This window comes from Kribbella sp. DT2, from assembly GCF_049844575.1.
GTDB lineage: Bacteria > Actinomycetota > Actinomycetes > Propionibacteriales > Kribbellaceae > Kribbella.
In genome coordinates this window covers 50,343-68,535 of sequence record NZ_JBNCLH010000007.1, presented here as the reverse complement: position 1 = coordinate 68,535, position 18,193 = coordinate 50,343, and the positions used below count along the sequence as shown (strand labels likewise).

General features: G+C 70.6%; 18 protein-coding genes. 9 read left to right on the top strand and 9 right to left on the bottom strand.

Annotation, left to right across the window (positions count from 1 at the left end):
- The first annotated feature begins 237 nt into the window (after positions 1–237).
- Both ACLQ2O_RS27875 and ACLQ2O_RS27870 read left to right on the top strand, forming a co-directional pair.
- Entirely contained in the window at positions 238–747 is a 510-nt protein-coding gene (locus ACLQ2O_RS27875; protein WP_425836698.1) for a SigE family RNA polymerase sigma factor, read from the top strand.
- Complete coding sequence (locus ACLQ2O_RS27870; protein WP_425836696.1) at positions 744–1,868, top strand: Gmad2 immunoglobulin-like domain-containing protein; 1,125 nt, start codon at positions 744–746, stop codon at positions 1,866–1,868. Before ACLQ2O_RS27875 ends, ACLQ2O_RS27870 begins: the two co-directional genes overlap by 4 nt.
- 8 nt (positions 1,869–1,876) lie before the next feature.
- On the opposite strand, the gene ACLQ2O_RS27865 is transcribed toward ACLQ2O_RS27870, so the two are convergent.
- From ACLQ2O_RS27865 to ACLQ2O_RS27840, 6 genes are all read right to left on the bottom strand, one after another.
- Positions 1,877–2,524, bottom strand: coding sequence for an SAM-dependent methyltransferase (locus tag ACLQ2O_RS27865; RefSeq protein ID WP_425837804.1), 648 nt, complete (start codon positions 2,522–2,524; stop codon positions 1,877–1,879).
- Positions 2,525–2,529: 5 nt separating this feature from the next.
- Positions 2,530–3,561: a 16S rRNA (uracil(1498)-N(3))-methyltransferase gene (locus ACLQ2O_RS27860; RefSeq protein WP_425836693.1), complete on the bottom strand. Its 1,032-nt coding sequence runs from the start codon at positions 3,559–3,561 to the stop codon at positions 2,530–2,532.
- A gap of 23 nt (positions 3,562–3,584) precedes the next feature.
- Positions 3,585–4,727 (bottom strand): molecular chaperone DnaJ, encoded by a 1,143-nt coding sequence (gene dnaJ, locus ACLQ2O_RS27855; protein ID WP_425836690.1) that lies wholly within the window; start codon positions 4,725–4,727, stop codon positions 3,585–3,587.
- A gap of 34 nt (positions 4,728–4,761) precedes the next feature.
- On the bottom strand, positions 4,762–5,781 hold the full coding sequence (gene hrcA, locus ACLQ2O_RS27850) for a heat-inducible transcriptional repressor HrcA (protein WP_425836687.1): 1,020 nt from the start codon (positions 5,779–5,781) through the stop codon (positions 4,762–4,764).
- Between the two features lie 93 nt (positions 5,782–5,874).
- Positions 5,875–6,978 carry a Gfo/Idh/MocA family protein gene (locus ACLQ2O_RS27845; RefSeq protein ID WP_425836684.1) on the bottom strand — a complete coding sequence of 368 codons (1,104 nt, stop codon included), beginning with the start codon at positions 6,976–6,978 and terminating at the stop codon, positions 5,875–5,877.
- Entirely contained in the window at positions 6,963–7,604 is a 642-nt protein-coding gene (locus ACLQ2O_RS27840; RefSeq protein WP_425836681.1) for a ThuA domain-containing protein, read from the bottom strand. Before ACLQ2O_RS27840 ends, ACLQ2O_RS27845 begins: the two co-directional genes overlap by 16 nt.
- A gap of 132 nt (positions 7,605–7,736) precedes the next feature.
- Here ACLQ2O_RS27840 and ACLQ2O_RS27835 point away from each other — a divergent pair, with 132 nt between their 5' ends.
- The 5 genes from ACLQ2O_RS27835 (at position 7,737) to ACLQ2O_RS27815 (ending at position 11,278) form a co-directional block, all read left to right on the top strand.
- Positions 7,737–8,069 carry an EF-Tu/IF-2/RF-3 family GTPase gene (locus ACLQ2O_RS27835; protein ID WP_425836678.1) on the top strand — a complete coding sequence of 111 codons (333 nt, stop codon included), beginning with the start codon at positions 7,737–7,739 and terminating at the stop codon, positions 8,067–8,069.
- 23 nt (positions 8,070–8,092) lie between these two features.
- A complete protein-coding gene (locus tag ACLQ2O_RS27830; RefSeq protein WP_425836676.1) occupies positions 8,093–8,977 on the top strand; it encodes an MBL fold metallo-hydrolase in 885 nt (294 codons plus the stop codon).
- 79 nt (positions 8,978–9,056) lie between these two features.
- Positions 9,057–10,580, top strand: coding sequence for an NCS1 family nucleobase:cation symporter-1 (locus ACLQ2O_RS27825; RefSeq protein ID WP_425836673.1), 1,524 nt, complete (start codon positions 9,057–9,059; stop codon positions 10,578–10,580).
- A 63-nt stretch (positions 10,581–10,643) separates the two neighbouring features.
- On the top strand, positions 10,644–10,892 hold the full coding sequence (locus tag ACLQ2O_RS27820; protein ID WP_425836671.1) for a type II toxin-antitoxin system Phd/YefM family antitoxin: 249 nt from the start codon (positions 10,644–10,646) through the stop codon (positions 10,890–10,892).
- On the top strand, positions 10,889–11,278 hold the full coding sequence (locus ACLQ2O_RS27815; RefSeq protein ID WP_425836668.1) for a type II toxin-antitoxin system VapC family toxin: 390 nt from the start codon (positions 10,889–10,891) through the stop codon (positions 11,276–11,278). The genes ACLQ2O_RS27820 and ACLQ2O_RS27815 overlap by 4 nt, the downstream gene beginning before the upstream one ends.
- 110 nt (positions 11,279–11,388) lie before the next feature.
- Here the strand turns inward: ACLQ2O_RS27815 and ACLQ2O_RS27810 are convergent, their stop codons facing one another.
- The gene (locus ACLQ2O_RS27810) at positions 11,389–11,856 is read right to left on the bottom strand and encodes a GNAT family N-acetyltransferase (RefSeq protein WP_425836665.1); all 468 of its coding nucleotides are present in this window, start codon (positions 11,854–11,856) and stop codon (positions 11,389–11,391) included.
- A 70-nt stretch (positions 11,857–11,926) separates the two neighbouring features.
- Between ACLQ2O_RS27810 and ACLQ2O_RS27805 the strand changes: the two genes are divergently transcribed.
- A complete protein-coding gene (locus tag ACLQ2O_RS27805; protein ID WP_425836662.1) occupies positions 11,927–12,751 on the top strand; it encodes a DUF3097 domain-containing protein in 825 nt (274 codons plus the stop codon).
- Here the strand turns inward: ACLQ2O_RS27805 and ACLQ2O_RS27800 are convergent.
- Together ACLQ2O_RS27800 and ACLQ2O_RS27795 are read right to left on the bottom strand one after the other, a co-directional pair.
- Positions 12,726–15,311, bottom strand: coding sequence for a DUF3376 domain-containing protein (locus ACLQ2O_RS27800; protein ID WP_425836660.1), 2,586 nt, complete (start codon positions 15,309–15,311; stop codon positions 12,726–12,728). The two genes, ACLQ2O_RS27805 and ACLQ2O_RS27800, sit on opposite strands and share 26 nt — an antisense overlap.
- Positions 15,312–15,430: 119 nt before the next feature.
- Positions 15,431–16,450 carry a LacI family DNA-binding transcriptional regulator gene (locus ACLQ2O_RS27795; RefSeq protein ID WP_425836657.1) on the bottom strand — a complete coding sequence of 340 codons (1,020 nt, stop codon included), beginning with the start codon at positions 16,448–16,450 and terminating at the stop codon, positions 15,431–15,433.
- Between the two features lie 237 nt (positions 16,451–16,687).
- On the opposite strand from ACLQ2O_RS27795, the gene ACLQ2O_RS27790 reads away from it, so the two are divergent.
- Positions 16,688–18,190 carry a SulP family inorganic anion transporter gene (locus tag ACLQ2O_RS27790; protein WP_425836655.1) on the top strand — a complete coding sequence of 501 codons (1,503 nt, stop codon included), beginning with the start codon at positions 16,688–16,690 and terminating at the stop codon, positions 18,188–18,190.
- Positions 18,191–18,193: the final 3 nt, after the last annotated feature.

Genomic DNA, 18,193 nt, shown 5'->3' with positions numbered 1-18,193 from the left:
GCGTGGCCTGGACAGGCTCTTCTCCTCCTGAGGACGATGCTGCTGACTGCGTCCATGCTAGCCGTCCGCACCGACAGCCTCACCGGTAATATGCTCCAACACGCTCAGTGAGGGAACGGAGCCGTCCAGTGACAGGAATCCACGTGCCACAAGCCCGCCCGGAATTGCTGTCAACCTGGGACACGTCCTCCGCGTCTTCGTCATGTGGCACAACCGGCCGTGGTGTATGACGAGTGCGTGGCTCAGGACTCCTCGTGGAATGCCGACGAGGCGCTGACGGCTGTCTACACGGCGCACTACACGTCGTTGGTCCGCCTCGGTGCCCTGCTGCTGCGTGACCGGGGCACGGCGGAGGAGATCGTGCAGGACGCCTTCGTGGCGATGCACGCCCGCTGGCACCGGCTGCGCGATCCGCACAAGGCGCTGGCCTACCTCCGGACCGCCGTGGTGAACCGCTGCCGCTCCCGGCAGCGGCACCTGGTCGTCGTCGACAAGCACATGCCGCGCTCGCTGCCCGACGAGCCGAGCGCCGAGCAGGCGGTGCTGCGGACCGCGGAGACCGACCGGGTGATCGAGGCGATGCGCACCCTGCCGGAGAAGCAGCGCACCGTGATGGTGCTGCGGTACTACGGTGACCTGTCGGAGGCGGAGATCGCCGACACGATGGGGATCAGCCGGGGATCGGTCAAGAGCCATGCCGCGCGGGCGACCAAGTCCCTGCGCCAGGTCCTGGAGCAGAGCACATGAACGACCACCAGCCGAGTGACGACTTCGACGAGCTGATGCGACGGGCCCTGCACCACGAGGCCGACCGGATCGAGCCGGCCGACGGGCTGCACGAGATCCAGGCCCGGGTCCGGACCACACGCAAGCCGGTGAACCGCCGTCCCTGGCTGGTCACCGCCGGCGCCGCCGTGCTCGGGACCGCCGCCGCGGTCGGGGCGTTCGCCGTACTGAACGGCGACAACCGGCAGGCCGGGGACAGCGAAGTCGCGGGCGGGCCGGACACCACGGCCACCGCGACCGGGTCGCCGGAGAGCGCGCGCACGGGGACGCCCGAGCCGACGAGAGCGCCATCGCCGGTGCCGTCCGACCAGAAGCCGACAGCGCCGACGCCGAAGACGTCGCAGACCAGGGGCAAGCCGGAGCCGGAGAGCGCGGGGGCGGTCCCGGTCTACTGGCTCGGCGAGACGGTCGGGTTCGAGAGCGGTCCCGGCGTCCGGCTGTACCGGACCTTCGTGCCGTTCAAGGGCCGGGCGACGTACTCGGCCGTGCAGCTGATGGTGTCGGGCAAGGCCGACGACCCCGACTACAGCTCCCCGTGGACCGGCGCGCAGGTCTCCGAGGTCCGGATGTCCGGATCGCTGACGACGGTGGACTTCAAGTCGGTGCCGAAGGCACGGCTGGAGCCGGACGTCGCGGAGATGGCGCTGCAGCAGCTCGTCTACACGGTCCAGGGCGCCAGCAAGGCGACCGTCCCGGTCGAGGTCACGCTGCAGGGCAGGCCGGTGCCGCAGCTGTTCGGGGTCGACGTCAAGCAGCCGCTCGGCCGGGCCCAGTCGCTCGACGTCCAGGCGTACATCTGGATCACCTCGCCGGACAACGGCGCGGTGCTCAAGACACCGTTCAAGGTGAGCGGCATCGCGGCGGTGAACGAGGCCCAGCTGAACTGGCGGATCACCTCCGACACCAACCGCAAGGTGCTCGACGAAGGAGTGGCCACGACCGAGGAGGCGTTCAAGCTCACGCCGTACTCGTTCGTCGTGCCGAAGCTGCCCGCCGGGCGGTACACGCTCGAGGTCTTCGAGGTGTCGGCAGCGGACGGGCGGCAGACCTCGACCGACACGAAGACGCTCGTGGTGAAGTAGCCCGGCTCTCAGATTGACTGCGCGTCGGGGTGCCGGACGAAGCTGAAGAGCTGCTGGCCGGGCTGCAGCTCCTGCGGGTCAGCGGTGAGGCGGTGGACGCCGACCGACCAGCGCACGTCGTTCGGGGCGTCGTACGAGATCTCGTCGAAGCCGGCGCTCTTGAACCAGTCGCGGATCGACGGGCAGAGGTCGGGGGCCTCGCGGGTGCGGGTCCAGACGACCGTCGCGCCAGGTGCGCAGAACTGCGGGAGCGCCCTGACGGTGGCCTCGACGTCGGCGTCGCTGATGTTGCCGAAGACGCCGCAGAACAGCACGAGATCGGCCGGTACGGCGCCGGCGTACGCGTCGGTGCTGCCGGCGTCGGCCTCGACGACCTCGACGCCGGTGAGACCGTTGACGGTCGCCGCCGCGCGGGCCAGGCCGGCGTTGCGGTGGTCGAGCTCGACGAGGCGCGCCGTCACGCGGCCGCGCGCGGGGTGGGTCGCGAGGACCTCGATCAGGTCGCGGCCTTGGCCGGCGCAGGCGCTGACCGCCTGGAGCTTGGCGTCCGGGTCGGCGTCCAGACATTGCCTGATCGCGCGCTGCACGGAGGCGAGGCGGCGGCTCAGGGGCGACTCCTCGTCCTCGTACGACGAGTGCCACTCCAGCCAGTCCATCGAGCTCAAACCGCTGTCCTCCAACGAGATCTGGCGAGCAGGACGGACGCCGCGGCAACGCCGGCTGTCGACGTCCTCAGCACGGTGTCGCCGAGCAGCACCGGCTCGGCGCGGAAAGCCTCGAGCTCGGCCTCGGTGATGCCGCCCTCAGGCCCTACGACAATCACCACGTCACCGGTGGGTGGTGGGTTCAGTGTCGCCAGCGGTGTCTTGGCCTCTTCGTGCAGCACGGCGGCCAGCCCGGCTGCCTGAACGAGTTGCGCGACGTCGGCCGTCGATGCCACCGGAGCTACCTCGCAGAACCAGCTCCGCCGCGACTGCTTGCTCGCCTCGAACGCCCAGGCACGCCACTTGGTCAGCGTCTTCTCCACGCGTTCGGGGTTGGCCCGGAACTGACTCCGCTCCGCGTTCCAGGGAACGATCAGATCGACGCCGACCTCGGTCAGCATCTCGACGGCCAGCTCGGCCCGCTCCCCTTTGGGCAAGGCCTGTACGACGACCAGCCGGGGAGCCGGCTTGGGCACACTCCCCCGCCGGTCAACGGAAACGGTGATGCCGGCCTTGGAGGAGGCAGTCACCGGACCTTCGGCGAAGTTCCCCACGCCATCGGTCAACCGAACCCGCTCGCCGGGTCCGATGCGCCGCACCACCGCCGCATGCCGACCCTCGGCACCGCCGAGCACCAACTCCGCTCCTCCGCCTGCGGCGGAGGAGCGGGAGGGAGAGGAGGAGCCGGCGCCCCCGAGCTCACCGGCTCCGCCGGGAGCAGACGCGTCCTCGCCCCCGGGTCCACCGGCTACGGGCGCTGCCTCGTCGCGTCCAGGTCCACCAACTGCGGGCGCGGCGTCCTCGACCCCGGACCCACCAGCTACGAGCCCGGCGTCCTCGACCCCGGGCCCGCCTGCTACGCCGGGAGCGGGGGCGGCGTCCTCGCGTGCCAGTCGCGGCGGGGCCGCCTGTTGGTCGGCGGCTCCGTCGGAAGGCTCCGGCGCGTGTGCCTGGCCCAGGTCGGCCAGGTGGAAGACTGCGAGACCCATCGTCGGGGTAGTCCGTCCTGCGTTCAGTGGGCGCCGAAGGCGTCGCGGAGGCGGCCGAAGACGCCCTTGTGGGTGGCTTGGACCTGGCCCTGGGGGCGCTCCTCGCCGCGGGAGGCGGCGAGGTCGCGGAGGATCTGGGCCTGGTGGTCGTCGAGCTTCGTCGGGGTCTCGACGATGATCTGGACGATCAGGTCGCCGCGGCCGGCGTGGCGCAGGCGCGGGACGCCTCGGGCGGTCAGCGTCATCGCGGTGCCGGACTGCGTGCCGGGGCGGATCTCCAGGGGCATGGTCTCGCCCTCCAGCGTCGGCAGGTCGATCGTCGTGCCGAGGGCGGCAGCGGTCATCGGCAGCGTGACCGTGCAGTGCAGGTCGTCGCCGTTGCGGCTGAAGATCTCGTGCGGCTCGACCTCGATCTCGACGTACAGGTCGCCCGCGGGGCCGCCGCCGGGGCCGACCTCGCCCTGGCCGGACAGCTGGACGCGGGTGCCGCTGTCGACACCGCCGGGGATCTTCACGGTGACCGTACGGCGCGAGCGCACGCGCCCGTCGCCGGAGCACTCGACGCACGGGCTCGGGATCGTCGTCCCGAAGCCGCGGCAGTTCGGGCACGGGCGCATCGTGCGGACCTCACCGAGGAACGAGCGCTGCGTGTGCGTGACCTCGCCCCGCCCGTGGCAGACCTCGCAGGTGACCGGCTCGGAGCCGGCCGCCGCGCCAGAACCCGAACACGTCGGGCACAGCACCGCGGTGTCGACCTTCAGCTCCCGCGTCGTACCGAACGCGGCCTCGCTCAGGTCGATCCGCAACGGGATCAGCGCGTCCTGGCCGCGCCGCGTCCGCGGCCGTGGTCCTCTGGTCGCTCCCCCGGTCTGGCCGAAGAAGGCGTCCATGATGTCGGTGAAGGTGAACGCCTGGCCGAAGCCCGCGCCCGCCCCACCCGGTCCGGCGCTCGCGAACGGGTCGCCGCCGAGATCGTGGACCTGCTTCTTCTGGGGGTCGCTCAGCACCTGGAAGGCGCGCCCGATCTCCTGGAACTTGGCGTGCGCGTCCTCGGAGTCGTTCACGTCCGGGTGGTACTGACGGGCCAGCTTGCGGTAGGCCTTCTTGATCTCGTCCTGGGACGCGTCACGGCTGACGCCGAGAACGGCGTAGTAATCGGTGCTCATACTCCAGACCAGAGGTAGGGGAATCGCGAAGTGGTCATGAGTCGGCCAGGATCTGGCTGACGTAGCGCGCGACGGCGCGGACGGCGCCCATCGTGCTGGGGTAGTCCATGTGGGTCGGGCCGACGATGCCGAGGGTGGCCAGCGCCTCCGACTTGGGGCCGTAGCCGGTGGCGACCACCGACGTGGTGGCCAGCCCCTCGTACGGGTTCTCGTGCCCGATCCGGACCGTGAGGGTCTGCGGGTGGGTCGCCTCGCCGAGCAGCTTGAGCAGGATCACGTGCTCCTCGAGCGCTTCCAGCACGGGTTTCACGTTGCGCTCGAAGTCGTCACCGTACCGGGTCAGGTTGGCCGCGCCGCCGACCGCGATCCGCTGCTCGCCCTCGTCGGTGAAGGCCTCCAGCAGCGTCGTCACGATCGTCGTGACGAACGGCCGGTCGGCCGGCGGGAAGGTCTCGGCCACGCTGGTCAGCGCAGTCGTCGCGTCGCTCAGCCGCTGGCCGGTGAGCACGGTGTTGAGCCGGGAGCGCAGGTCGGCGATCAGCTGCTCGTCGACGTCGACCTGGGTCTCGACGATCCGCTGCTCGACCCGGCCGGTGCTCGTGATCAGCACCAGCAGCAGCCGCCGCGGGGTCATCGTGACGACCTCGACGTGCCGCACGCTCGAGCGGATCAGCGTCGGGTACTGCACGATCGCGACCTGGCGGGTGATCTGCGCCAGCAGCCGGACGGTACGGCGGACGACGTCGTCGAGGTCGACCGCGCCGGTGAGGAACGACGAGATCGCCTTCTTCTCGGCCGCCGACAGCGTCTTGACCGTGCTCAGCTTGTCGACGAACAGCCGGTACCCGGCGTCGGTCGGGATCCGGCCGGCGCTGGTGTGCGGCTGGGTGATGTACCCCTCCTCCTCCAGCGCGGCCATGTCGTTGCGCACGGTCGCCGGCGAGACACCGAGGTTGTGCCGGTCGACCAGCGTCTTGGACCCGACCGGCTCATGGGTCGCCACGTAGTCCTCGACGATGGCCCGGAGCACGTCCAGTTTGCGCTCGTCCAGCACGCGCACCACCCTCTCTCGGTCGGCCGTAACGTCCCGACTGGCACTCAGTCAGTCCGAGTGCCAGTCTACCGACCCGTAGCAGCGGATCGCTGCCTAGGCAGTTTCGGGCGAGGCTCCCAACGGTACTGCGGCCGGGCGCTCGACCGTGCTGGTGACGTCCACCGGCTGATCCTTGGCGGCCGCCTCGAGCAGCGACTCCAGGACGTCGAGCACGTGGAAGGCCAGCGCACCGTCCGCGCGGTGCGGCCCGCCGGTACGGATCGCGCGCGCCAGGTCAGCAACTCCGACGCCGCGCCCGGCTCCGGCGTACCCGCCGGCCACCGGGACCTCGGTCCACTCGCGCCGCGCCGCGGTCGCGATCTCGACCGTGCCGTCGAACGCGTTCGGGTCGGGCACTGACAGGCTGCCGTCGGTGCCGTAGATCTCGATCCGCGGCAACCGCGCGGCCCACACGTCGAACGACATCAGCACGGTCGTCAGCGCGCCCGACTCGTGCTCGAGGATGCCGGTGACGTGCGTCGGTACGTCGACCGGGAAGATCTCCCCGGCCCGCGGGCCGGTGTGCACCTTGCGCTCCTCCTGCGAGCGACCCGCACGGCCGGTCACCCGTCGTACCGGTCCGAGCAGTGTGACCAGGCTGGTCACGTAGTACGGACCCATGTCGAGCAGCGGTCCGCCGCCGGGCTGGTAGTAGAACTCCGGCGCCGGGTGCCACAGCTCGTGCCCGGGCGTCACGAACGACGCACTGGCCGCCGTCGGTACGCCGATGTCGCCGCGGTCGATCACGGCACGCGCGGTCTGCGTCCCGGTGCCGAGCACGGTGTCCGGCGCGCAGCCGATCCGCAGGCCCTTGGCCTCGGCCAGCTCGAGCAGCGGCTTGGCCTCGGCCCGGTCGACGGCCAGCGGCTTCTCGCCGTACGTGTGCTTGCCGGCCTCGAGCGCGGCCCGGTGCACCGGCGCGTGCGCGGCCGGGATGGTCAGGTTGAGCACGACGTCGACGTCCGGGTCGGCCATCAGGTCGTCCGATGACAGCGCCCGTACGCCGGGGTGCGCGTCGGCCACGACCTGCGCCCGCGACACGTCCAGGTCGGCCACCGCGGCCACCTCGACGCCCGGCAGCTTGGCCAGGTGGTCCAGGTAGGTGCCGCTGATGACGCCGGTGCCGACGATCCCGATCCGGGTCACTTGCTCGCCCACAGCAGCCCCCGCTCGATGATCGTGCGGACCTCGGGGGTGTCCAGGTCGGCCAGGCTGTGGCCCGGCGTACAGACGAAGACCTTGCCCTCGCCCCAGGTGCGGGTCCAGACCGCGGGCATCGTCGCGCCCTCGATCCACGGGTAGTCCGGGTGGGCCCGGAAGGTCGTGGTCGCCAGGACGTTGTTGCTCGGGTCGGCGTGCACGTAGTACTGCTCGGTGTGCAGGTCGAACTGCTCGATGCCTTCGACGATCGGGTCGTCGGCGACCACCTCGATCCGGTGGTCGACGAAGCCGCCCGGGTGCGAGATGAACTGGCCACCGGTCATGAAGTTGTAGTCCACGTTGCCGCGGAACGAGTCGACGATGCCGCCGTGCCAGCCGGCCAGGCCGGTGCCGGCCCGGACCGCGGCCTCGAGTCCCTTGGTTTCCTCGGCGGTGATCTCGCCCATGCTGATGCACTGCAGCACCAGGTCGGTACCGTCCAGGTCGAGGTAGCTCGAGGTGCTGTCGGAGACCGTCACCTCGAAGTCGTTGTCCCGCAGGAAGGGGATGAACAGCTCGGTCGCCTCGACCGGGAGATGGCCTTCCCAGCCGCCCCGGACCACCAGTGCCCGTCGTGTCGTCACGCCGCCTGCCCTTCAGAGATCGGATCTTTGTACCGCCTAGGTGACCCTAGGCGGGTCCACCGGGCCCTTCAAGCCCCTTCCCACCCGATGGATATCGCTTACCGGAACCGGCCACCGCATAGGGTCGCCGACATGGGATGGAAGTTCTGGAAGAACGACGAGCGGCCGCAGGACGCCGTGACGCGGGTGCAGGACGACGTGCCGTTCCAGCTGCGGGTGGAGGACGTGTTCTCGATCACCGGACGTGGGACCGTCATCACCGGGCGGGTGCTGGCCGGGATGGTCCGGGTGCACGACACGGTCGGTGTGCAGCGGGGCGGCGCCGAGGTGCTGCGGACCGTCGTCACCGGCGTGGAGATGTTCCGGCGGACGACCGACCAGGCGGTCGCGGGCGACAACGTCGGGCTGCTGCTGCAGGACCTGGACAAGTCCGACGTGCAGCAGGGTGACGTGCTGACCCACTGACGCCGAAGGCTAAAGTCCGTGGCATGAGTGAGTGGACCGAGCTGGGTGATCGATGCTGGGTCCGCCGGTATCGCGAGTGGGACCTGAACGTCGGACTGGTGGTCGGTGACGACGGCGCGCTGGTGATCGATCCGCGGGCCTCGACGGCGCAGGCCGAGCAGGTGCTGGCCGAGGTCCGGGAGCTGACCGACCTGCCGGTGAAGTGGGTCGTCAACACGCACGCGCACTTCGACCACACGTTCGGGAACTCAGTCTTCACGGAAGCGTCGAGCTACGCGCACGAGAACGCCGCGACGGCGCTGGCCGAGCGCGGCCCGGCGCTGCAGGAGCACTACCGCGTCCACCCGGGCACCGACCCGGCGTACCCGGAGATCGCTGCCGAGGTACTGGCCGAGGTCGCCGCGACCGAACTGGTTGCCGTCGACAACACCTTCTCCGTGGCGAAGGTGATCGACCTGGGCGGCCGGCGGGTCGAGCTGCTGCACCTGGGCAACGCGCACACCGACGGGGACGCCGTGGTCGTCGTACCGGAGGCGGACGTGTTCTTCGTCGGCGACCTGGTCGAGGAGTCCGCGCCGCCGTCGTACGGCGACGACTCGTACCCGCTCGAATGGCCGGAGACGCTCGACCGCGTGATCGGGCTGCTCGGCGCGGAGTCGAAGGTGGTCCCGGGGCACGGCGCGGTCGTCGACGCGGAGTTCGTCCGCGACCAGGCCGGGCACCTGGGCACGGTCGCGAACACGATCTCCGGTCTGCACCACGCCGGGACGTCGCTCGACGACGCGCTGAAGCACACCGACGACTGGCCCTGGCCGGTCGAGCAGCTCGAGCACGCCGTACGCCGTGGGTACGGCGTACTGGGTGCTCCGCGTCGTCCGACGCTGCCGTTGCTGGGGCCCGAGCACTAGTAGTGGTTATCCGTTGACACAGTGACACCTCATCCCGCACGTTGTGTGCGAGGCGCCCCGACGGGATGAGGTGGGACCAATGGTCAACACGGATCAGCTCGATCACCCGGACGGAAGGGTCGAGCTCGACGACCCGACGGTGGTCGCGGAGAGCCGGTACGGCAACGAGGAGCTCGCGCCGACGCGGATCAGCCAGCGGCACTGGACGACGTACAACTACGCGGCGCTGTGGATGGGGATGGCGCACAACATCCCCAGCTACCTGCTCGCCTCCGGCCTGGTCGCGCTCGGGATGAACTGGCTGCAGGCGTTCCTTACCATCACGCTCGGAAACCTGATCGTGCTGGTGCCGCTGCTGCTGAACAGTCATGCGGGGACCAAGTACGGGATCCCGTTCCCGGTGTTCGCGCGGGCCTTCTACGGTGTCCGCGGCGCGAACTTCCCGGCGCTGCTGCGGGCCTTCGTCGCGTGCGGCTGGTTCGGCATCCAGACCTGGATCGGCGGGCAGGCGATCCACGTGATCGTCGGTGAGCTCGCGGGGTCCGGCTGGCAGAACGCCACGTCGGTCGGCGGGCACCCGTGGACGCTCTGGCTGAGCTTCGGGTTCTTCTGGCTGCTGCAGATGTGGCTGATCTGGCGCGGGATCGAAGGGCTGCGGCGGTTCGAGAACTGGGCCGCGCCGCTGGTCACGGTCGCCTTCCTCGCGCTGATGGTCGCGATCCTGGTCAAGGCCGGCGGGCCCGGCCCGATCCTGTCGCAGCCGTCGGCGCTCGGCTGGGACGCCGACTTCTGGAAGATCTTCGCGCCGTCGCTGATGGGCATGATCGCCTTCTGGGCGACGCTGTCGCTGAACATGCCGGACTTCACCCGGTTCGGCGCCGGCCAGCGCCAGCAGGTGATCGGGCAGATCATCGGCCTGCCGACCACGATGTCGTTCATCGCGCTGGTCTCGATCGTCACCACCTCGGGCACGGTGATCGTCTACGGCTCGGCGATCTGGGACCCGGTCGAGCTGACCCGCCGCTTCGAGAACCCGGTGGTCGTGACGATCGGCCTGGTGATGGCGATCCTGGCCACGATGTCGTGCAACGTCGCGGCGAACGTCGTCAGTCCGTCGTACGACTTCGCGAACGCGCTTCCCCGCTGGCTCACCTTCCGTACGGCGGGTCTGCTGACCGGCGTGATCGGCGTCCTGATCCAGCCGTGGCGCCTGCTCACCGATCCGGACATCTACATCTTCGCCTGGCTGGGCTTCTACGGCGGCCTGCTGGCTTCGGTGGCCGGGGTCCTGATCGCCGGCTACTGGCTGATCGACCGCACCCACCTCTTCCTCGCCGACCTCTACCTGCCGCACCGGCGCTACTGGTACACCGCCGGCTGGAACTGGCGAGCCGTGCTCGCCACCGTCGTCGGCTCGGTCCTGGCCGTCGGCGGCGCGTACGGCGGTCCTTTCCCTTCCGGCGGCCTCATCCCGTTCCTCAAGCCGCTCTACGACTACTCCTGGGTGGTCGGCCTCGCGGCGGGACTGCTCGTCTACCTCCTGCTCACCGTCCTCCTCCCCCACCGCACCACCAAGGCCGCCCACGCCACCTCGACGGTCTAGAAGTTTGTCGAGTACGGCCATCTCCCCTAAGCTTAGCTAACCGGACTAAGTAGGGGGTGTGTCGTGAGCCAGACAGCCACGCAGTTCAACATGCACGAGGCGAAGACCCAGCTGTCCCGCATCATCGAGCGGGTCGAGCTCGGCGACGAGATCGTGATCATGCGCGCCGGGCGGCCCGTCGCGAAGGTGGTGCCGCTGACGAGCACCGTTCGGCGGCCCGGCCGCGGCTCGCTGACCGGGTTCTCGGCCGCCGAGGACTGGGACTCCGCCGAGACCAACGCCGGGATCGCCCGGGACTTCCTGCCGTCATGATGGTCTCCCCGGCCCGGCTGCTGCTGGACACCCACGTCGTGCTCTGGTGGCTGAGCGACGACGACGAGCTGTCCCCCGGCGTGAAGGACCTGATCGATTCCGAGCTCGAGGTGTACGTCAGCGGCGCGAGCCTGTGGGAGATCTCGATCAAGACCGCCGCGGGCAAGCTGCGGATGCCCGAGGACTGGCTCGACGTCGTCGGGCAGAGCGGCCTGCTCGAGCTCCCGATCCGCGCCCGGCACGCCGCCGAGGCCGGCCGGCTGCCGCCCCTGCACCGCGACCCCTTCGACCGGATGCTGGTCGCCCAGGCGCAGTGCGAGGGGCTGACGCTGGTCACCCGCGACACGCTGATCCACGCGTACGAGGTCCGCCACCTGGCTGCCTGAGCACGCGGCAACTGGTCGAAGACGCCGTACGGGCTACCGGGCGCCAGGGACCTCACTACGGCCGGGGACCTCGTTTCAGCCGTGGGCGAGGTGAAGCCGGGGACCTCGTTTCAGCCCTGGGGCAGCTTGAGCCGAAGCCGGAGTTTCGGCGGCGCGGCCGAGACCAGCGTGAACCCGACGCGCTCGTACAAGCTTCGCGCGCGGGGGTTGTGCTCCAGTACGTCGAGCTCGACGGCGGTGGCGCCAACGGAACGAGCACGGTCGACGACGTCGGCGATGAGCGCCGTACCGATGCCGCGGCCGCGAGTGCTCGCGGCGAGCTCGATGCGGGACAGGTAGACGACGCCGTCCGCGGGAGGACGCACCTCGAGCATCCCGGCCGGTTCACCGTCGACCAGGACGATCTCGACCTGGTCGGGCCGGAACCAGTCACGGTGGAACTCGCGTTGCACCGCGTCGTCCCACGGGCCCCAGGTCGCCTCGATGGCGGTACCGAGCGACTCGCGGTGCAGGGCGTAGAGGAACTCACCGTCGGCCGCGGTCGCCGGGCGGAGTTGGTAGGCGGTGAGCGAAGCCATACAACCGATCCTGCCATCCCACGGTGTGTGGCTGACGGGTGAGGGACCGTTCTGCGCCTACGGTTTGAGGGTGGCTGACAGGTATGGGAACGACGTGCTGTCCGGTGACTGGCGCAAGCCCAAGAACGGGCGGACCGTGGACATCGAGCTCGAAAAGGGCATGGTCGTCGAGGAGCCGACGTCCGGGTTCGTCGGCGCGGTCGTGCGGTGGGAGCACGGCGTCGTCGACCTGGAGGACCGGTTCGGCAAGATCCGGACCTACCCGATGGGGCCGGGGTTCTGGGTGGACGGCAAGCCGGTGAGTCTGGTCGCGCCGAAGAAGGCGGGGCCGGCGAAGAAGACCAAGACCGCGTCGGGGTCGGTCGCCGTGGACGGCGTCCGGGCCCGGGTCGCGCGGGCGAGCCGGATCTACGTCGAAGGCCGGCACGACGCCGAGCTGGTCGAGCGGGTCTGGGGTGACGACCTGAGGATCGAAGGCGTCGTCGTCGAGTACCTGGAAGGCATCGACGACCTGCCCGCGATCGTCAACCGGTACCAGCCCGGCCCGGGCCGGCGGCTCGGCGTCCTGGTCGACCACCTGGTCGAGGGCTCGAAGGAGTCGAAGATCGCCGCGCAGGTGAACAACCGGCACGTGCTGGTCGTCGGGCACCCGTTCATCGACATCTGGGAGGCGGTCAAGCCGTCGTCGGTCGGGATCGCGGAGTGGCCGAAGATCCCGTACGGCGAGGACTGGAAGAAGGGCGTGCTGAAGACCTTCGGCTGGCCGGCCACCGACCAGGCCGACGTCGCCGCGGCCTGGAAGCACATCCTGTCCAAGGTGAAGAGCTTCGCCGACCTGGACCCGGCCCTGCTCGGCCGGGTCGAGGAGCTCATCGATTTCGTGACGATGGACTGATCTCCGGAAGGCGCGCGGCGATCCATCGCCGGATCTGCCGGCGCGCCCTGCGGACGGAGAAGGACACCACGAACAGCACCGCCGCCAGCGCCAGCACCACCCCGGCGAGCAGCGCGGCAACGATCCGTACGCCGGGCGCCGCGACCACCGCGGCGACGACGAGCAGCAGAACCGCGACCCCGGCCGCGGCGATCGGCAGCCACGGCTCGAACACCAGCGGACGCCGTACCTGTTGAAGCTCCGGCTTGCGGACCAGCCGGCTCCACAACGTCTCCCGGGCCGGCCGCGTGAACCACCGGACAGCGCGCAGCAACCACGACCGCGGCTCGTTCTTGCGCGCCGCCGAAGCCTTCACCCACTCCCCGACCCGCGGACTCAGACCACCCGACACCTCGACCAGCCGATCGGCCAGCCCGCGCGTCGTCGCCTTGCCGGCCTTGGATCCGTTCAGCTCGTCGCGCATCGTCGTCAGCGCACCGAGCCCGGCGTCGACCGGGAAGTCCTCGGCCAGCTTGCGCACCTGAGCGGCCAGCTTGTCGACCGTCCACTCCTCCGCCGCGAGCACCTGCCGCTGCGTCTCCCGGATCCAGTCCGGCTCGGCGCCGAGCATCGATCCGAGGTGGGCGACGCAGTGCAGCCGACCCATCAGCCAGTCCCAGCGCCGCCACTCGGCCGCACCGAACGCGCCGAAGTGACCGACCTGCGTCCCGTACAGGATCCTGTCCTTCAGGTCGTTCGCGATCGAGCCCTCGGGCAGTTCGTCGAGCAGCGTCAGCGGGATGTCCGGCCCGAGCCGCAGGAACTGGAACGGCGCACTGCGCTGCTGCGGCGTCCGCGCCGACGTGCAGCGCGACACGATCTCGACCTCCAGCGCCGTCTCCACCATCGCCGGCCCGACGACCGCGACCAGCGCGGCGAACTCGTCGCCGAGCGCGCGCTGGATCTGCAGCGACTCGAAGATGTCGTTCAGCCCGACCGCGACCGCCTCGGCCCCACCCGCCGGCCGCAGGTCGAGGTCCGCCACCGCCAGCTCGGCCGCAAGCGCGTCCCGGACCGCCAGCACCTTCAGCAGTGCGTCGCTCGATGCCTTGAGCCACTTCTCCAGTACGTCGCGATCACCCGTCGCGTCGGTGTCGATCTGGGTCCGCAGCGACCGCAGTACCAGCCGTACGACGCGCTCGGCCGCGCCCGTCCCCCAAGGCCAGCAGTGATTCCCGTCGGCGTCCTCACGCAGCAGCGCCGTCGATCCGTCCGGGCCGGGGACCCACGGGTGGTCGGTCGCGAGGATCTCGTCGACCTCCGACTCCGACAACGCCGTCGCCGCGTCGAGCACCGTCGACCGGTCCGGCGAGGCGATCGTGACGGCCTCCCAGACTCCGCCCGCGGCTCGCCCGCGCGAGTACGCCGGCTGCAGCAGCGCGGCCGCCTTGTGCAACGCGCCCCGGTCCTCCGGGTGGCGCGCGGTCCGGTCGTACAGCCGCTGGGTGTCGGACCACGACGCGTCCGCCTCGAGCAGCAGCCGTTCGAGCTGCTCGACGTCGGACCGGAAGTCCACCTCGCGCGGGAACTGCACCGCGGACAGCGCGGCCACCTGCCAGCCCGGTTCAGTTGCCTCAGGCAACCGAGTCGCGGCCAGCCCGATCCCGGCCGACGGTACGACGTACAGGACGTACCGGCTCGCCTTGCCGGTCACCGGCCGGCGGGCGACGACGTCGAGCACCGGCCCGAACGGCGCGTTGTCGAGCACGCCACCGTCCACCAGCCACGCGCCGGAGCCGGTGTGCGCACCGGGCTGCAGCCGGGGCGGGTTGGTGGCCATGTTCGGCGTCTCCAGCACCGGCCCGAAGGCGACCGGGAAGGACGCCGACGCCCGCGCGGCCCGGGCCAGCAGCTTGGTGTCGCGCAACCCGTTCACCGGATCCAGCGAGAACGTCCGCGTCGCCCCGTCGTACAGGGCGCGCTGCTCGCTGGTGAAGCAGAACAGGTACCGATGATCCGGTACGACGAACCGCTGCCCCGCCGCGTCCTTCGCCTCGAACTGCTGCACCCCGAGCCCGGACGCCGTCACGAACAGGGTCACCGGCTCGGCCGCCGCGGACTGTCCACCACCGGCGACGCCCTTGAGCAGCTGTGTGAGCTCGGTCAGGAAGTAGTCGCCGTCGAGCACCGACGTGGACGGTTTGCCGACGGCGGGGACGAGCTTGCCGACCTCCAGCGATCCCAGACCGACCCACTTCTGCCGCAGCCACGGCCCGTTGTCGTCGCCGGGGTCGAGCGTCGACCCGTGCGAGACCGCGGTCGCGAGCAACGAGCCGTTCAGGCCGCCCGCGCTGGTCCCGGCGATCACGTCGACGACGACCTTGCGTTCCTCGCCGTCGCGGCGGCACAGGTCGCGCCAGCGTTGCGCCAGCAGGTCGTCGTACGGCTGTGAGGGCGGTGCGTCGCCGCCTGCCGACGCGCGGCGGATCAGGTCGAGCTCGTGCGTGACGCCGCCCATCCAGACCGCCAGGCTGACGCCACCGTTGAGCACCAGCGCGATCCGGATCTCGTGGTCGGACATGGTCTCCCCCCTCGTGCACTACGAGGGATACCACGGCGGGAACTACAGAAACAGAGTTCGGCAGCGGAGAGTGAACAAAGCCGGTCCGAACTGTTGCCGACCCGCCAGAACGACCCGCCTCAGGCCGAGCCGCGGACCACGAGTTCGGTGCCGTAGATCTCGGGGCCGGTCAGGTCGGCGCCGCCGATCTTGGCGAACAGGAGCTCGGTCAGGCGGGAGCCCAGCTTCTCGACCGGCTGGCGGACCGTGGTGAGCTGGGGCGTGGTCGTGGTCGCGACCACCGAGTCGTCGAACCCGACCACCGACACGTCGTCCGGGACGCGGAGCCCGCGCTGGGACAGGACGCGCAGGGTCGCGGTCGCCATCAGGTCGTTGGCGACGAAGATGCCGTCGAGGTCCGGGTACTTGTCGAGCAGCTCGACGGTCGCCTGCTCGCCGCCCTCGGCGGTGAAGTCGCCGTACACGACGGCCTCGGCGAAGCCCGCCTCCTTGGCGACCTCCTGGTACCCGGTCAGCCGGTCCAGGCCGGCGGTCATGTCGAGCGGGCCGGCGATGATGCCGATCTGCTTGCGGCCCTTGGACAGCAGGTACTCGACCGCCGTACGGGCTCCGGCGACGTTGTCGACGTCCACGCTGGCGACCGGTACGTCGACGCCGAGCGGGCGCGCGCTGAACACGATCGGCAGTGGCAACTGGGCCAGCTCCTGCAGCACGTTGTCGCGGCCGTGGTGGCTGACGATGATCGCGCCGTCGACGTGGCCGCCGCGCAGGTACCGCAGGAGGCGCTGGTCGTCGCCCTCGGCCGGCTCGATCAGCAGCACCAGCTGCGACGACGTCGGCGCCAGGGTCCGGCTCACGCCGCGCAGGATGCCGGCGAAGAAGGGGTCGGAGAACACCCGGCTGTCCGGTTCGGGCATCACCAGCGCCACGGAGTCGGTACGCCGGGTGACCAGCGCGCGGGCGGCCCGGTTCGGCACGTAGCCGAGCTGGCCGATCGCCCGCTCCACCGCCGCGACCGTGTCGGGCAGCACCTTCGGCGACCCGTTCACCACCCGGGACACGGTGGCGCGGGACACGCCCGCCAGCGCGGCGACCTGCTCCAACGTCGGAGTCCCACCGGCCTGAGGATCGAATGCCACTGGGACCTCCTTGACGCGATCTGACCTTCACACGGTAATGCCTTTCGGGCCACCGGGTCGGGAATATCCGCGCCCTGGCCGTTTCCCGGTCGTGGCATCGATTTCCAGCTCCGGTACAGTCGCCCTTCGGTACGGCGGCGACCCGTCCGCCACCGATCCGGCTCCCCTCGGCCCCGGCCGCGCGCAACGACGCACGCCCTCCCCGGCCCGACGGCGCCCGCGTTCCAGGAGACCCCGATGACTTCGCTGACGTCCGAGTCAGCTCTGCCCGTCACGTCCGTCCGGGCCGCCCTGCGGTCGCCCCGGCTGCTGAAGACGGAGGTGCTGTCCGGCCTGGTCGTCGCGCTGGCGCTGATCCCGGAGGCGATCAGCTTCTCGATCATCGCCGGCGTCGACCCGCGGGTCGGGCTGTTCGCCTCGGTCACGATGGCGATCTCGATCGCGTTCCTCGGCGGCCGGCCGGCGATGATCTCGGCCGCGACCGGCGCCGTCGCGCTGGTGATCGCGCCGGTGATGCGGGACCACGGCTTCGACTACCTGATCGCGACCGTGCTGCTGGCCGGCGTGCTCCAGGTGGTCCTCGGGCTGCTCGGGGTCGCGCGGCTGATGCGGTTCATCCCGCGGTCGGTGATGGTCGGCTTCGTGAACTCGCTGGCGATCCTGATCTTCCTGGCCCAGCTGCCGCACCTGGTCGGCGTACCGTGGCTGGTCTACCCGCTGGTGGCGATCGGTGTCGCGGTGATGGTGTTCCTGCCGCGGCTGACGACGGCGGTGCCGGCGCCGTTGGTGGCGATCCTGCTGGTCACGGCGATCGTGATGCTCGCGCACTCGGGGGTGCCGACGGTCGGCGACGAGGGCGACCTACCCGACAGCCTGCCGTCGCTGTTCTGGCCGAACGTGCCGTTCTCGCTGGAGACGCTGCGCATCATCGCGCCGTACGCGCTCGGGATGGCGCTGGTCGGGCTGCTCGAGTCGCTGATGACCGCGAAGCTGGTCGACGACGTCACCGACACCCCGTCGGCGAAGACCCGCGAGGCCTGGGGGCAGGGCGTGTCGAACGTGATCACCGGGCTGTTCGGCGGGATGGGCGGCTGCGCGATGATCGGGCAGACGATGATCAACGTGAAGGGCGGCGGCGCCCGGACCCGGCTGTCGACGTTCCTGGCCGGCGCGTTCCTGCTGGTGCTGCTGGTCGGGCTCGGCGACCTGGTCGGGCTGATCCCGATGGCGGCGCTGGTCGCGGTGATGGTGATGGTCTCGGTCGGCACCTTCGACTGGCACAGCATCCGGCCGCGGACCCTGCGCCGGATGCCGCGCAGCGAGACGACCGTGATGGTGGCGACCGTGATCGTCGTCGTCGCGACGCACAACCTGGCGATCGGCGTCGTGGTCGGCGTCCTGGTCGCGATGGTGCTGTTCGCCCGGCGGGTCGCGCACTTCACGCAGGTCGTGGAGGTGCCGACCCCCGAGCCCGATACCAAGGTGTACGCCGTCACCGGCGCGCTGTTCTTTGCCTCCAGCAACGACCTGGTGCACCAGTTCGACTACCGCGGCGATCCCGGCACGGTGATCATCGACCTGACCGACTCGCACGTCTGGGACGCCTCGACGGTCGCGACGCTGGACGCGATCACGACCAAGTACGCCCGGTACGGCAAGACCGTGCGGATCGTCGGCCTGAACGCGGCGAGCGCGGAACGGCACAGCCGCCTGGCCGGCACCTTGGGTGCCGGCCACTGACAA